The organism is Tunturiibacter gelidiferens (assembly GCF_013410115.1).
Classification (GTDB): domain Bacteria; phylum Acidobacteriota; class Terriglobia; order Terriglobales; family Acidobacteriaceae; genus Edaphobacter; species Edaphobacter gelidiferens.
This window is the reverse complement of the sequence record NZ_JACCCV010000001.1, coordinates 2,834,474-2,848,857: the sequence shown is the minus strand read 5'-3', so window position 1 is coordinate 2,848,857 and position 14,384 is coordinate 2,834,474. Positions and strand designations below refer to the sequence as shown.

The window sequence follows — 14,384 nt, the reverse complement described above, 5'->3', positions numbered from 1 at the left end:
GTGTTAGATTCAAAAAGGCCCGCAATACTGCGGAGAGATGGCCGAGTGGCTGAAGGCGCACGCTTGGAAAGCGTGTATACCGCAAGGTATCCAGGGTTCGAATCCCTGTCTCTCCGCCATAGACTGATCTCATCTAGTCCAAGATGGCCTTGAAGGCTCTCAAAACCCAACACAATCAACGCGATGTAGTCCACGATAGTCTCGCTAGGTATCATGGAATCTCAGACTCGCTGATGGCGCTCTGATGATTCCTAGAACGAAAGTGATGGCACTCGAGTGGTACAACGGAAATCACCGTAGGGAAGCATGGACACGGGCATTTCTCGTGCGAGGACCATTCAGGAAGTGTTTGCGCCTTTTGGCGCAAACGCAAAGGCTGCGGAACAGGCCTATGATGCTTCGCACTCAAAAGGATGTTCGCACATAGGGTTCGGTGGTTTCGTCCGATACCATGATGTTCGCGTGTAGCAGGTCTAGAGGTCGAGCTTGCGCGGGCGATTGTCGGCTCATCGCGGTGAGGCTTCCGAGAGTGTGGCAGTCCCCGCGGTGGCGTCCTGGCGGAGTGAGGGAACGGCGCGGAGGCTGAAGCTCGCGATGGCGGCGGGGCCGGAGTTCGGACTCACCTGGAGGGTGCCGAGGGCCTCGATCGCCGAAGGGGTCTGATCGCGGAGTCGGAAGACAAGGACGCCGGGCTGGACCTCCTTGGCAGAGAGGAGGTTGAAGCCGCCGGTTCGCTGCCGGAGCTCGATCTGTGCAGTGGTCGCGGAGACGAGCGCGACATTGGGCAGAGCGTTGCCAAGCGCGGGGTAGCTAGCCTGGTTGAAGGCGGCGAGCCAGCCGTAGAGGAGGCGGCCAGCGGGGGTGTCGGGGATGAGACCCACCTGGTCGCCAAAGCGGGGTAGGTGAACGAGGATGGTGGGGTGAACGTTGCTGACGTGGTCTCCCCGGCGGGCTGGCACAGGAGCATCGGCAGGATCACCGAGGACGATGGTGTCGATCTGGGATGGATCGTCTTTCTCGTCGGCAGCCGAGGCGGCTCCGGATGTGGTGGCGGCGGAACGGGCAGCGCTGGAGCTGCCGGAGATGAAATGTTCATGTTCGGTGTGACCCAGAGCATAGAGGACCGAAGAGAGCGTCGCGACGGCGGCTACGGTAGCGAGCAGAATGGCTCCGGGACGGAGCGGCTGGCGGCCGGTGATATAGAAGTGGGGAGCGGTAAGAGTGGAAACGCCGGTGGGTAGGGGCTGCGGCATGGGTGGGTGGTCCTTGGGTGTTCCGGGGCGGGCCGGGCCGGAGGATGTCCGGCGGGGTTGGCCGCCACTGGTAGTGTAGACGGGTTGACAAAGGAGCCGTGAGCTGACGGTGGGATCGGCAACGGGCGGGAGACAGGTTTTGCTCCCAGGAGGGACAACGATTCGCCTTGTGTGATATGTCCCGACAAACGCGCTTCGCGTCATTAATCGATCACTGACGAGAAGCTGACATATCGGTACTAATCGGTTCTCGCTGAGGGACTCGGCGATGGATCGTTAGTTGAGATTTGCTGCGTCACATACGGTCACAGTCTATCCGGTCTAAGGGGTGCATTGTCCACGTCCGCGTCGACGGTTCCAGCTTCTTCGAACCGCCAATGACATACCCCCTCCGTCTGATAGTTAAGTTGGAAGACCCGAAAGGAAACGTTGGTTTGGTTGCATGTTCCATCTTAGCCGTGTCTGAAACTGAATAGGGAGTTTCAACTGACGCTTAGAGATTCAGTCGATGGAACGGCTTCTCCGCCGGTAATTTTCTGGAGTCTCCCCCGTTGGAGACGGTGCAGAAAGAGATAGATCACTGGTGTCACATATAGGGTTACGGTCTGTGAAAGCAGAAGACCACCGCATACTGCAATACCAAGCGGGCGGCGGGCTTCACCCCCGATGCCTTGGCCCAATGCGATTGGAGCCGCGCCCAGTAGCGCTGCCATGGTCGTCATCATGATGGGGCGGAAGCGCTGGAGACAACCTCGGTAGACGGCCTGCTCAGGCGTCATACCTAGATTGCGCTCGGCGTCGATGGCGAAATCGACAATCATGATTGCGTTCTTTTTGACAATGCCTATCAGGAGGATGATGCCGAGGAATGAGTAGAGGTTGAGATCCTGGCCGACGAGCAGCAACGTGAGAAGCGCACCAATAGCGGCTGCGGGAAGACCAGAGAGGATCGAGATGGGGTGAATGAAACTCTCATAGAGAACACCGAGGACGAGATAGATGACCATCACCGCGATTATGAGCAGGAGTCCAAGACCTTTCAGGGAGCCCTGGAACTGTGCCGCGGTCCCCTGAAAGGTGAAGTTCATACTGGCGGGAATGCCAAGTTCGGTTGCAGCTCGACGCACCTCGAATGTGGCCTTATCGAGCGAGATGCCGGGCTTGAGATCGAAGTGAAACGTGACGGCTGGAAACTGCCCGAGATGATTGACTGTCAGCGGAGCGACGGTCTGGCTGAGTGTAGTGACGGCCGAGAGAGGAACGAGGCTGCCCGTATTGGATGCGAGATAGATACTACCAATCGTCTCAGGGTCTCGCTGATACTGCTGGGCGACCTCGAGGATGACATCGTACTGCTGCGATGCGACAGTGATGGTGTTGGCGCGGCGGTTTCCGAAGGCATCGTAGAGGGTGTTGGCAATCTTCTCAGGGTCGACGTTGAGAGACATTGCAAGATCTCGGCGGATGTCGACGTTGACGCGCGGCGCGCTCATCTGCAGGTCCGTCGAAACATTAGCAAGTTCGGGAAGAGAGTCCAGCTTGCTCTTGAGGCGAGGGGCCCAGCGGTAAAGCTCGTCAGCGTCGGGGCTCCGAAGTGCAGCCGAGTACTGGGACCGGGATTCAGTCTGTCCGAGGTCGACGAAGTCGGGCTGGCGGAGATAAACCTTGAGCCCGGGTATGCGGTCGAGCTGTTTCTGGAGGTCGGCGATGATGACCTTGACGTTTGGACGTCGGCGGTCCTGACGGAGATTGACCCAGAGCCAGCCTCCATTCTGTGAGAAAACACCCGATAAGTTGCTTTCCATCCATGGAACCGCAGCGAGTGCTTTGTTGACCTGTTCGCCGTAGGAGATCATCTGGGCGAAGGAGCTGTCTTGCGAGGCTTCCATGCTTCCGGAGAATCCACCGGTATCGACAGCAGGCATAAAGCTTTTGGGCACGATTGCGAACAACGCGACGGTGGTTGCTGTCATCACGATGCTGGCGACGATCGTCGCTCGTGGATGGCGCAGAACAAAATCGAGTGAACGCTGATAGCCCCTCTTGAGTGCGGCATGGATACCCTCCGTCCGGCGAAGGAACCAGTTGTCACCATGAACGCGCTCGCTGAGAAACCTGCTGCAGAGCATTGGGGTGAGGGTAAGCGCTGAGAAGCCAGAGAGCAGGATGGAGACCGAGATGGTGACGGCGAACTCACGAAGAAGCCGTCCGAGTACGCCGTTGAGGAAGAGAATCGGAAGAAAGACTGCGACAAGCGAAAGAGTCATCGAGAGGATCGTGAAGCCTACCTCAGCGGCGCCGTTGACCGCGGCGTCCAGACGAGACTTACCCATCTCACGATGACGGACGATATTCTCGAGCATCACGATGGCGTCGTCGACGACAAAGCCCACCGAAAGCGTGATGGCCATCATGGAGAACATGTCCACGGTATAGCCAAGTAGATGCATGGCGATGAAGGAGCCGAAGATCGAGACCGGAATGGTGGCGCTGGCGATGAGCGTCGAAGAGAGCGTCCCAAGGAAGGCAAAGATGACCAGCACGACGAGCACGATGGTGAGGACGAGCGTATGGTTGACCTCTGCGATGGAGCCGCGGACGATGTCGGCGTTGTCGGCGACTTTGCCGAACGCTACACCGGGAGGTAAAACGTCGCGCAGAGTCTGGACCGCGGCCTTCACCCGATCCGCGACTTCGATTGTGTTCGCACCGGGTTGTTTGCGTACAGCGAGGATCACACTGCGCTGTCCGTTGATCCAGAAGGTGCGCTTGTCATTGCTGGAGCTGTTCAGGACGTGGGCAATCTGGCTGAGACGCAGCGGAAGCTCATTACGATAAGCGACCACCAGATCCGAGAATTGATCGGCCGTGGTGAGTTGGCTGTTCGCCTGCAGAGAGTAGTCCCTAGCTTTACCATAGAGCGTGCCTGTGGGAAGACTTGCACTGTTGTTGGTAAGCGCGGTGCGGATTTGCTCGAGATCAAGGCTGTAGGCCGCGAGACGTGCAGGATCGACCTGGACGCGGATCGCTGGGCGCTCGGGTCCGTACACTTCGACCTGCGAAACTCCGTTCACCATGGAGATCTGCTTAGAAACGATCTGTGTGGCATAGCGCGAAAAATCCTCAAACGACATCGTCTGTGAGTGCATTTCGAGCCAGATGATGGGATCATCCGCGGGGTTGACCTTGGAGTAGGAGGGCGGTTCCGGCATGCCCGCAGGGAGGCTGCCCGCGGCGCGGGAGATGGCGGCCTGAACGTCTTGCGCGGCCGCATCGGCACTGCGGCTAAGGGCGAACTGAAGCGTAATGTTCGTCTCGCCGACCAAGCTGCTGGAGGTCATATTCTCAATGCCGGGAATGCGCGAGAACTCGCTCTCGAGCGGCGTCGCGACGGTAGCGGCCATGGAATCCGGGTTGGCGCCGGGCAGTGCCGCTGATACCTGGATCGTCGGGTAATCGACCTCGGGCAGGTTACTGACCGGAAGCGAGAGATAGCTGAGCAAGCCGAAACCTGCGATGGCAGAGATCAAGAGAGTGGTGGTGGTAGCGCGATGGATGAAGAAATCTGAAAAGCGCAAGAGGAACACCTCGCATGTAGATGTGGCGTACGCCCTTCTTGACGGATGAACCTGAAATTACGGGCCAGACGGCGTATCGATAGGAGAAACCCGTGAACCAGGAGTGAGGCGCAGTTGGCCTTCGGTTACGATGACGTCTCCGGGACTAAGACCGCTGCCAAGAACTGCAACTTCGCTGCCCGGCTGCGATGAGGTTGTGGGCCTATAGGTACGGAGCACGGTGACCGGCACCATCGTTGCAAAGCCTGATTGGATCCGCCACGCGTACTTTCCCTCGAGTCCCTGTTGAATGGCGGATTGTGGAACAACGATCTGGCGGGGGTCCACCCGTAAACGGAGGCGGACGTTGACGAACTGGCCCGGCCAGAGCGCCTGATCGCTATTGGAAAACGTTGCTTTCATGCGAACGGTGCCGGTAGTGGGATCGACAGTATTGTCAATGAAATCGAGATGGCCCTCGACAAGGCGGTTGTCACCTGTACCAGCCTCCACTTCTAGGGAGCCCGCGGCGCTGAGACGCTGTATTTCGGCGAGCGATTGTTCAGGAACCCCGAACACGACACGAATAGGAGCGAGCTGAAGAAGCGTGACGAGGGTTGTATCGTTCTCAAGAACCACATTGCCGGCCTTGACCATAGCGGCGCCAGCGCGCCCGGCGATGGGAGCGACAACATCAGCGAAGTTGAGTTGTAACTTTATCTGCGACAGGCGCGCATGGTCGGCCCGAACCGCCCCGGCTGCGGCGGCGATGGCGGCCTGATCGGCCTGAAGGCTGGAACGCGTGGTGTCACTCGCCGTGATCGCCTGCTTCACCGACTGACCCGAGAGCACGCCGAGGTCGCCCAACTTGACCGCAACATCGGCCTCGGACTGGCTCTGCTTCTGGGAAGCTGCATCTCGCGCCGCAACCGCGACGGCCTGTTGCTCCATAGCGATATCGCGTTCGAGTTCGGCCTGCTGTTGCGCCTGCTGGCGACTCATCGTGTCGCGATCGATGGAGAAAAGAAGCTGGCCTTTGGTAATGTTTTGCCCTTCGGCGAACTCAACGTTTCTGATCTGCCCTGCGATGCGCGGCTTGACGTCAACCCGTTCGCCGGCCTCAACGTTTCCTGCCGCCGCGATCTCAAGTGGAACATCCTGCGACAAGACGCGGGCGACATGAATGGGGACTCCCTCCGGGGCGGCTGTATTGGCGTGGGCCACGACACGCGAACACGACGCAAGAGGGATGCAGAAAAAAATGCACAGAAGCGAGAGCGTTCCATTTGCCTGCATGGCTGTCGTACCTCAGTCTCCAGAATCTCCCCTTCCCCTGCACAGGAAAACTGATATGCAGCCGAAAGCGCAAAAGCTGCAGGGAGAAATGCTGAATCTGCCGCGGAAGAGATCTCTCCATGGTCAACTTTGCCACGGTTAGATCGGTTCGAGGGAGTTCCCTGCCTGGACTAGCGATGCCGGAGAGTGGAATGGATCACGTTTGCCTGCAGAAAAATGGGGGTTGGCTGCAAACATCTTGGTGGTATCGGGCGGATGGTGGATCCTGATTCTTGAATGTTCTGGTGAATGAATGACGGAACGAGGTTGATTGTTCCTAGAAAGAAGCAGCCGTCGCAGGGAGAAAGAAAGGACGCAATGAACGCTTTCACGACCTCCTTGGAATACCAACATGCGCCAGCGATCTCTCAAGAGAAAACAGCGGGCGAAGCTGCTACGCCCGTGAGCAGGCATCTCAACGGTTACGTGATGATCCTATCGCTCGCCGCGATACTGGCGCTCGCTACGGCAGGAGAGTGCGGGTCCATAATGCGTCCGGCCTCACTGATATACGGCACAGTCCTGTGGGGATGGTGGGGCACGATTGCCTGTGTTCTTTGGAAGCTGGCTCCGCGTCTGCCGATTGTGTCTAGCCTTTCAGTGAAGACAATTCTTCTGCACTCGGTTGCTGGATCAGTGCTCGCGCTCGTTCATCTGCTGATGCTGTGGAGTGTCGGCTTTCCGCTTGGGTGGGGTCCGGTGGGGGAACACGAGATGTGGGCGATTCTGTTCAACATAAATCGATTTGGCATCGAGCTTCTGATCTATGGATTCATTATTGGGATCGCTGGAACCGTTCAGTACAAGCTGCGCGCGCAGGAGGATGCTATGCGATCGCTGGAGCTCCAGAAACAGCTCTCGTCCGCCCACCTGCGAGCGCTCCAGATGCAACTGGAGCCTCACTTTCTTTTCAACACTCTCAACGCAATTACGACGCTGGTGGAATTGGGACGACAGAGCGAGGCTGTCGAGATGCTGTCCCATTTAAACCTGATCCTGAAGAGCACGTTGAAGCGGACAACACCTGAGAAGGTCCCCCTCTCGCAGGAATTGGAGATGATCGATAACTACCTCGCAATCGAGCAGATCCGATTTGCAGACCGGCTGCAGGTGCAAATCAAGGTCGACCCCGGAGCACTGGATGGCATGGTGCCGTGTTTTCTCTTACAGCCCATCGTCGAGAATGCGATACGCCATGGGATAGCGCATTGTGTGAGCGAAGGAAAGGTCGAGGCTTCTGCAAGGCTTGATGGAGCAAGTCTGCACCTGAAGGTACGGGATACAGGAGCGGAAGCTGGCATAACGGCGCAGGACGGACACGGGATCGGGTTAAAAAATACGCGAGAGCGACTTATGCACTTCTACAACGATGAGTTCGCGATGAAGGCGCAGCCGCTTGACGAGGGCGGCTTTGAGGTTGCGATCACCATACCGTACGAGCCCCAGCGAAGATGACACTCAGAGCACTCATTGCCGACGACGAACCACTAGCCCGCGAACGGCTGCGCTTTCTTCTCGCCGGAGACGACGAGATAGAAGTGGTTGGCGAGTGCAGAAACGGCAGCGAGGTGTTGGCTTTGCTGAAGGCACAACAGGTCGATGTTCTGTTTCTCGATATTCAGATGCCAGGCAGGGGAGGCTTCGAAGTGATCGAGCAGATGCGTCCAACCCAAATGCCGGTGACAGTCTTTGTGACAGCCCACAACCAACATGCGCTTCAAGCGTTTGAGGTGCATGCGCTCGACTACCTGACCAAACCTGTAGAGCCGGAACGGCTGAAAGCCACCTTGGCCCGCGCGAAGGAGCGGGTCGCTTCGAACACCGCATTACTGAACCAGGAGCGTCTGAAACAGGTGCTCACCGAAGTGGGAATGCACGGAGTCGGCGGGAAGGAGTATCCGAAGCGGCTGCTCGTACCGAACGGCACAAAAGACATCGTGGTCAATATTCAAGAGATCGAGTGGATCGAGGCCGCAGACTACTACTCTTGCCTGCACGTTGGGACAAAGAGCTTCATGTTGCGGGAGACAGTCAAGCAGTTGGCCAACACACTTGATCCAAATCGGTTTGTGCGGATTCATCGCTCGACGATTGTGAACATGGACTATGTCCGCGAGGTGGCGCGAGAAGGTCGTAGCGAGGGATCGGTGACCCTAACACGTGGACAAAGACTGAAGATGAGCAAGAGCGGATGGCTGAATTTAGTAGCAGCCAACAGGTCATCTTGAATTAGATGCGAGTGAGTCCACACCTGCCGATTGAATGGCGAACCTTTCCCGCTCACAACATAAAGTGCACAGAAAAGCGCATTTACCTGCTAACGTGAATTCCCCGTCTCCCGTCAGATCCATAATCAACAACGTGCAACTCAGACCACCCACACGCCTACAGGTGAATAAAGCATTATCACGTTTTGATCGGTATTTCCTCCTAGAAAATCTCGACTGAGGTCTTGCTGTCCGCCTCATGCTGAGAGTTCAGCTCACGCCTTTGCTCGATCCCATCTCTCCCGTCTAAAACGGCAGCCGTTGCCGGCTTCGAGCATTCAGTTTGGTTCTCTGTTACTTGCTGCTATGGCGTCTTCGCTTGCGGCCGCGTTTTGGAGGGTGGACGCAATCCAGAAGCAGAAGGTGGCTGTTCGCTGGTTACCAATCACTCAATGTTCCAATAGAAGACAGCCCACAGTCTCTACGAAACGTACACCTTTGCTTCCCAGGCAAAGATTGGCTCGCGACCGGCAAAATTAGCAGGAACGTTTCTCTCCTGTGTGATCTCGCGCCACGACCGCCCGCTTGGCCAATTGGGCACAACATATTCTGCTGAGGAGCCAATGGAAGTATCAGTGTTGAAGTCGGAGAAATTGGCAAGCACAATGACGAGGGAGCCGTCTGAGCCGGGGCCCCGCTGCCACACCACGACGCGCTTGCCGTCGTTGAAGTCTACATGGAGAAAAGATGTGTCGTTGACGCTGAGCGCCAGACTGCTAGTGCGCAAATGCACCAAGCGAGAGACATAAGCCAGAAGGTCCTGACGCAATAACACGACTGCCTGCTGAATTGGGTCGTTGACGTTGTCCAGCAACTCGAAGTGCACTGGAGCCACCTGTTTGCCTCCATCCTGTGAGACATTGCCGTTCACGTCAAAGCGAGTGTGCAGGTCGGCGAATTCTTCGCCTGCCAGAATCATTGGAACGCCCACCGCTGTGAGCAGGCAGGTAAAGGCGAGTTTGATGCGACGGACCGCATCAGCAGGCGCGAAGCCGGCAAATTTGGCGAATGAGGTAAAGAGGCGTTCCCGTCCCGGGCCCTCAACGTCGTGCGAGGTGATGTAATTTACAGCCTGCGTGCCGTCGGTGAACCCGAGGTTTCTGCAATCGATAGCTTTGCGCACCGTCCACTCGAAGGTCGGCTCGCCCTCTGCGGCGGCATTCACGCCACGAACTGCGGCCCGCACCAATACACGGAAGTGATCGTTCCAGAGGCCATCGAGGCGATTCTGCGTTAGCAGGGCGAGAGGCACGGAGAGCTCTTCGCCGACCACGAGGAAGTGAGAGTCTGCACCCGCGCCGAGACGCTGCGTAGCCCAGCGCTGGGCGAAGAGTGCGCGGGCTCGGTCTTTGAAGCCCTGAACGAAGTCCCAGTTAGCTACGTTCTCCACGCTGTCGATGCGAATGCCGTCGACGTGAAAGTCAGTCATCCAGCGGGTGAGTTGGGTGTACATGTGCTGGCGGGCAGGAACCAATGCTGGCTGGTCCACACCAGATTCGGGGTCGTAGAAGGAAGCGGTGAGTGGGCGAGTGTAGCGGAAGAGTGTGCTCCCAAAGCCGTCTCTGATCTGTGGATTTCCGGACGTCGAGCGGGATGTGAGCGCGTCGGGATCGCTTTGATTGTGTGCGGGGTCGTCGATACAAAATTGATCGAACGCGATGTGCTGGTAGGCCTCGTTGCGTGAGAAGGCCATCACCATATCGACGAAGAATCGGATTTGCTGTTGATGACATGCCTTGACGAGGTCAGAAAGGTCTCTGTTTGTGGTCGGCCAGCTGTTGCCATCGGGCTGACCAAGCTCGGAGTCCGCCGCCAGATAATGTGCCGTATCGTAGCCCCACTCTCGCTTGAAGAAACTGTCGGCGGGAGGAAGGAGTTCGAGCGCGTTAATGCCCAGATCGGTGAGATAAGTGTTACCGGCCGCGGTGACGGCGAGATCGCTGAGGTTCTTGCCCGTTGCACCCGCTGCAATGAGCGCACGGACGTCCTGAAAGCTCCCCGCGCCTATGCCAACGCTCCCTGTCGCGGTGCGAGCCCATGCCGTGGGCAACTCGTAGATAACGAGTTGATTGTTCTGCGGGAGGGTGTTCGCGAGCGGATCATCGGAGAGGGTCAACTGCTCACCGCCCGGATCGCTCGGCTGCAGGAGGCCGTCGCGGAATAGCACGACCGCCGCAGGCTGCCGGTCTTCGTCGATGAAGGGGGAAGCGAGCGGCGGCGGAAGGAGCCGCCAGTCAACGGTCCAAGCCGTGGGGTCAGTGCAGGGGATGGGACCGCCGGGACGGTTGGGGTTGGTGCTCTGCACCGCAAACCAGTAGTGGTAGATAGAGCCATCCACGAGCCCGCAAGAAGTGGCGGCGATCTCCCACAGACCGGTGACCCCTGCTGCGGGTGTCATAGGAAAGCGGTTTGCGACCGCCAAGGTAGGGGGATTGCCTTGCTGAAATTGGCCGATGATCAGGACGGGAGCGTTCGCCACTGTCCCGGGACTCCACAGGACAAAATGAGTAGACTTGCGTGAAATCAGATCGAAAGGCATGGCGCTCTCCAAGGTAACTTGAGAATTTCTGGCCCTGTCTTGATAAACGTTAGAGTAGCAGAAGCTCATTACTTTCATATGGAGACCGCACAAAGCAATTTGGCGCAAACGTGCTAGCCTCTCTGCATCTGTCTGGACGCATTTGCGATTGTTACGACTGGTGCCGTTCAGTTTGTTATTTCTAAGCGTTTATATTTTTGTGTTGCTGTGGGCGGCTTGATTCAGACACCGATCAACAGAATTTCGAGAGGTCTTCATGGTCAGGTTGGAAGTCTGTCTTTCCCTAAGCGTCGCCGGTCTGCTTCTTTGTGGAGTAGCGCAAACCCAAACTCCCACATTGCCCGACGATGTGGATCGCGCAGATGCCTTACTGAAACAGATGACAACCGCAGAAAAGATAGGGCAGCTTAATCAGCCCTTCTACATAAAACTTCCAATCCCTGGTGACAAGACCGATCCAGTGAGCTATGAAGACCGCGTTAGACATGGCGAGGTGGGATCGTTTCTGTTCCTAACCGACCCGAAAGAGATTAATCGTCTGCAGAAGATCTGCGATGACTGAGCAGCGCCTGCACATACCCATCTTGTTTGGCTTCGATGTTATCCACGGATTTGATACGGAGTTCCCAGTACCCCTGGGCATGGCTTCCTCGTGGGACCTGCCATGGCTGAGCATGCACAGTCCATTGCCGCGGAGGAGACCACTCGGATAGTGCAACATGAAATCCCCAAAGAAGTTCTTTCAACGGGATCTTCAGCACGTCTAGTTTTGTGACGTGAAACTGCACGCGTCCGTCTGAAGTAGGGTAAGGGTGCCAACCAGTTCTATAGGCATGGAAAGGACCTTGTGTATGGTGCAGTGCAGTTTCAGTCGGTCGCCTTCGAGTTGAATCGAGATGTTCTTGAGGGGAGCGTCGGGCGGAGAGACAAAAGACTCTGGATCATCGAAGGACGGATTAACCTGCCGGCGCGTGCGAACCATCTGTCCAAGAATCCACCGGATGTAAATACGAAAGCCTGGGCCTTTTCCGTAGAAGTAGATTGTGCGCGTAGACCGGACGCTCCTCAGTATGCTCTTATACCTCAGCCAGCTTAAAAACTAATAGTGGAGGTCGTGACTTGGCTTATAGTCCTGACCAAACTTGTTTTCATGACGTGCTAGCGCATCGGCCGTAGTTTGCAGCGTGATATTCCCGAGATTCACCGGTTCGGATAAAACTTGGATGACTTGCTCACCCGCGGTTTGATCCACGGGCTCCCCGTTTTCGCTCCATACGCTTAGACGATAGCCTCCGGGTGGGACGTTGCGGATCGAGACGACTCCGTTTTTTGCCGAGACCCCATAGTAGGGAGTACTTATCGCAAGGATAACTGCTCCCATCTCGGGATGAATATTGCAGAAGATATACGAGACCCCTTCTCGGTCGAAGCGTACAGAACGGGTTGTACCCGATTCATACAAACCAAGGTCGAAACGTTTTCCGTTAAAAAGCGAAAATACATTGTGAAAGAAGGGATCTTCATTAGGAAATTGTACGGAGGTGCCAGTAGGGACAACGAGCAGATGTGGAGCGAACATTTTATCTTTTTGGACCAAACGATATAGAGGTTGACGCGCCGGTGACGGAGGCACCGTTGTTCCAGGCTTCAAGGGTGAAAGCCATAAGACTACGTTCTCAACGCTGGGGGAGTTATGGTTTTTTCTATCATTCGAAGGTGACGACGCACGCAGAAGCACCTTCGCGGAGACCTCGACACCCTGGGCACATAGCTGCGGCGCCGCAATTCCCATCAGAAGGAACCAGCATCGTAGGGTCATCGACCTCGGCAGCCTCAGCACTATCTAATTCTCCTAAAACTGATATCCCGCTGAAAGCGTAAAAATGTCCGCTGTGGAGCCAGAACCATAGATGGGCCAGGTCCATATTCTTCGGTACTCCGGCGAGAGGATGATATAAGTCTTTGGTCTATAAATCAGGTTGGCAACAAACATCTGGTTGCGAGCGCGAAGTTGCACTGCAGTTGCTGCCGCCGGAAACTGGAGAGCGTGAAAATCGCCCGCAAAGCCATCATCGAGACCCAGACTCGCGTTAGCCTCGATCGATCGGTTGTAGCGCGTTTTGAATTGGGCCCAGCCGCCGATCGCGTTCAAGCCGCGGTAGGAATCTTGGCCGGTAACAGGATTGATGCCGACGAGAATGTCCTTATAAACTCCGCCGCCCAACCCGCCTAACCCGCGGCCGCGATATCCTTCACCGCTGACTTCAAAGTGATTATTGAAGGGCACGCGCCAGTCCGCCGTGACCGCCCAGGTATCCAAGCTCTCTCCGTAGGGATAACTCTGCCTGCTGTAGTATCCACCTAGACCGATCTGAAGAGGATGCTCGCTGGCAGAATTACCGTAGAAGTCCTTCGCGGTCCCATAGGATATCCGCGACTCATAGGCTGGCTGTTTGGAATATTCGCCTGGGCTGGGAGAGCGAAAGAGAAGATTTGTACTGTAACCCGCAGTCTGCGGATCCCATAGTCCAAATTCAAACTGCAGCTGCCTACCAGACTGAAGAGGAGTTTGGTGTGCATAGCGTAGCTGTGGCGACCATGTCCACAAGTTTCCTGCGCCGGACAGACTGGGTTCGGCGACCGTCGCATAAGATGTAGGCGATAGAGGTGAGAGCAACGGCCCGACCATTCCCGCCTGAATTGAATCATGCTCCCAATCCAGATTGATACTAGCAGTCCGCATGCGGACGATACCAGCCGAAGTCGCAGAACTGCCATAAGCGAGCCCGCCGAAGAAGTCCAAATTGACGTCAGCGGAGGTTTTTGCCCCGGCGATTCTGGGACCGAACCCCTGTAAGCCGAGAATGGTCTGACGAAAGCCTGCGCCGCCACTGCCATCGCCTGAATCGTTACTCGCGCTCAGAGCAACTTCCGGAAGGTCAATATTGTCAACGATACCCTTGTTGATGAAAGAGTTGAAGAGGATCAGACCAGTGATGCGAACCGGGTACTTCGAATCACTCTCAATTTTGGTCTGCTCATGGAGCTTGACCTGTTCCTCCAGAGTCTGTTGCCTTTCCTGCAGATCTTCGATCGCTGAAGCAGTTGTCTTTGCCACGTCGACATTACTATTATCGGCGCTGGATTGTTCGGAATGGACAGGCTGAGTGGCTGCCAGCTGTTCCTTAATAAGTAAGAGCTCTCGCTGTAGTTGCAGAATCTGCTTCCGAGACTGCTCGAGTTGCTGATGGGCCTCATCAAGGGATGACGATATCGTCTCGATTCTCTGTTCCAGTTTGGCGGAGCGCGCATCAGCAGGCGAAGACAACGACGATGCTGCAGCCGAAACAGGAACGGTCGATTGCGCGTACAACGAGGCGCGCAATCCGGTTAGTATCAGACAAGCGAGAAGGCAGAAACCGGTCTCTCTCAT

The 14,384-nt window shown here is 56.5% G+C and carries 9 protein-coding genes and 1 tRNA gene; 4 read left to right on the top strand and 6 right to left on the bottom strand.

Annotation, left to right across the window (positions count from 1 at the left end):
- Positions 1-31 precede the first annotated feature (31 nt).
- A tRNA-Ser gene (locus HDF12_RS11930) sits at positions 32-119 on the top strand.
- 387 nt (positions 120-506) lie between these two features.
- Here the strand turns inward: HDF12_RS11930 and HDF12_RS11925 are convergent.
- The 3 genes from HDF12_RS11925 to HDF12_RS11915 form a co-directional block, all read right to left on the bottom strand.
- On the bottom strand, positions 507-1,253 hold the full coding sequence (locus HDF12_RS11925; protein ID WP_179583109.1) for a hypothetical protein: 747 nt from the start codon (positions 1,251-1,253) through the stop codon (positions 507-509).
- A 482-nt stretch (positions 1,254-1,735) separates the two neighbouring features.
- Positions 1,736-4,831 carry an efflux RND transporter permease subunit gene (locus tag HDF12_RS11920; RefSeq protein WP_179583107.1) on the bottom strand — a complete coding sequence of 1,032 codons (3,096 nt, stop codon included), beginning with the start codon at positions 4,829-4,831 and terminating at the stop codon, positions 1,736-1,738.
- Positions 4,832-4,888: 57 nt separating this feature from the next.
- Positions 4,889-6,106, bottom strand: a complete 1,218-nt coding sequence (locus HDF12_RS11915; RefSeq protein WP_179583104.1) for an efflux RND transporter periplasmic adaptor subunit — start codon at positions 6,104-6,106, stop codon at positions 4,889-4,891.
- 357 nt (positions 6,107-6,463) lie between these two features.
- Between HDF12_RS11915 and HDF12_RS11910 the strand changes: the two genes are divergently transcribed.
- The gene (locus HDF12_RS11910; RefSeq protein WP_179583102.1) at positions 6,464-7,600 is read left to right on the top strand and encodes a sensor histidine kinase; all 1,137 of its coding nucleotides are present in this window, start codon (positions 6,464-6,466) and stop codon (positions 7,598-7,600) included.
- Positions 7,597-8,373, top strand: a complete 777-nt coding sequence (locus tag HDF12_RS11905; RefSeq protein ID WP_179583100.1) for a LytR/AlgR family response regulator transcription factor — start codon at positions 7,597-7,599, stop codon at positions 8,371-8,373. The genes HDF12_RS11910 and HDF12_RS11905 overlap by 4 nt, the downstream gene beginning before the upstream one ends.
- A 460-nt stretch (positions 8,374-8,833) precedes the next feature.
- On the opposite strand, the gene HDF12_RS11900 is transcribed toward HDF12_RS11905, so the two are convergent.
- Complete coding sequence (locus tag HDF12_RS11900) at positions 8,834-10,951, bottom strand: alpha-amylase family glycosyl hydrolase (protein WP_179583098.1); 2,118 nt, start codon at positions 10,949-10,951, stop codon at positions 8,834-8,836.
- 256 nt (positions 10,952-11,207) lie between these two features.
- Between HDF12_RS11900 and HDF12_RS11895 the strand changes: the two genes are divergently transcribed.
- On the top strand, positions 11,208-11,513 hold the full coding sequence (locus tag HDF12_RS11895) for a hypothetical protein (protein ID WP_179583096.1): 306 nt from the start codon (positions 11,208-11,210) through the stop codon (positions 11,511-11,513).
- Between the two features lie 537 nt (positions 11,514-12,050).
- Here the strand turns inward: HDF12_RS11895 and HDF12_RS11890 are convergent.
- Complete coding sequence (locus HDF12_RS11890; protein WP_257025527.1) at positions 12,051-12,743, bottom strand: cupredoxin domain-containing protein; 693 nt, start codon at positions 12,741-12,743, stop codon at positions 12,051-12,053.
- 60 nt (positions 12,744-12,803) lie between these two features.
- Complete coding sequence (locus tag HDF12_RS11885) at positions 12,804-14,384, bottom strand: hypothetical protein (RefSeq protein ID WP_179583092.1); 1,581 nt, start codon at positions 14,382-14,384, stop codon at positions 12,804-12,806.

What these genes read in the sequence shown, in the direction of transcription:
- HDF12_RS11925 (WP_179583109.1), bottom strand. Translation starts at nt 1,253, where the DNA reads ATGCCGCAGCCCCTACCCACCGGCGTTTCCACTCTTACCGCTCCCCAC.
- HDF12_RS11915 (WP_179583104.1), bottom strand. Translation starts at nt 6,106, where the DNA reads ATGCAGGCAAATGGAACGCTCTCGCTTCTGTGCATTTTTTTCTGCATC.
- HDF12_RS11910 (WP_179583102.1), top strand. Translation starts at nt 6,464, where the DNA reads ATGAACGCTTTCACGACCTCCTTGGAATACCAACATGCGCCAGCGATC.
- HDF12_RS11905 (WP_179583100.1), top strand. Translation starts at nt 7,597, where the DNA reads ATGACACTCAGAGCACTCATTGCCGACGACGAACCACTAGCCCGCGAA.
- HDF12_RS11900 (WP_179583098.1), bottom strand. Translation starts at nt 10,951, where the DNA reads ATGCCTTTCGATCTGATTTCACGCAAGTCTACTCATTTTGTCCTGTGG.
- HDF12_RS11895 (WP_179583096.1), top strand. Translation starts at nt 11,208, where the DNA reads ATGGTCAGGTTGGAAGTCTGTCTTTCCCTAAGCGTCGCCGGTCTGCTT.
- HDF12_RS11890 (WP_257025527.1), bottom strand. Translation starts at nt 12,743, where the DNA reads ATGGGAATTGCGGCGCCGCAGCTATGTGCCCAGGGTGTCGAGGTCTCC.
- HDF12_RS11885 (WP_179583092.1), bottom strand. Translation starts at nt 14,384, where the DNA reads ATGAGAGAGACCGGTTTCTGCCTTCTCGCTTGTCTGATACTAACCGGA.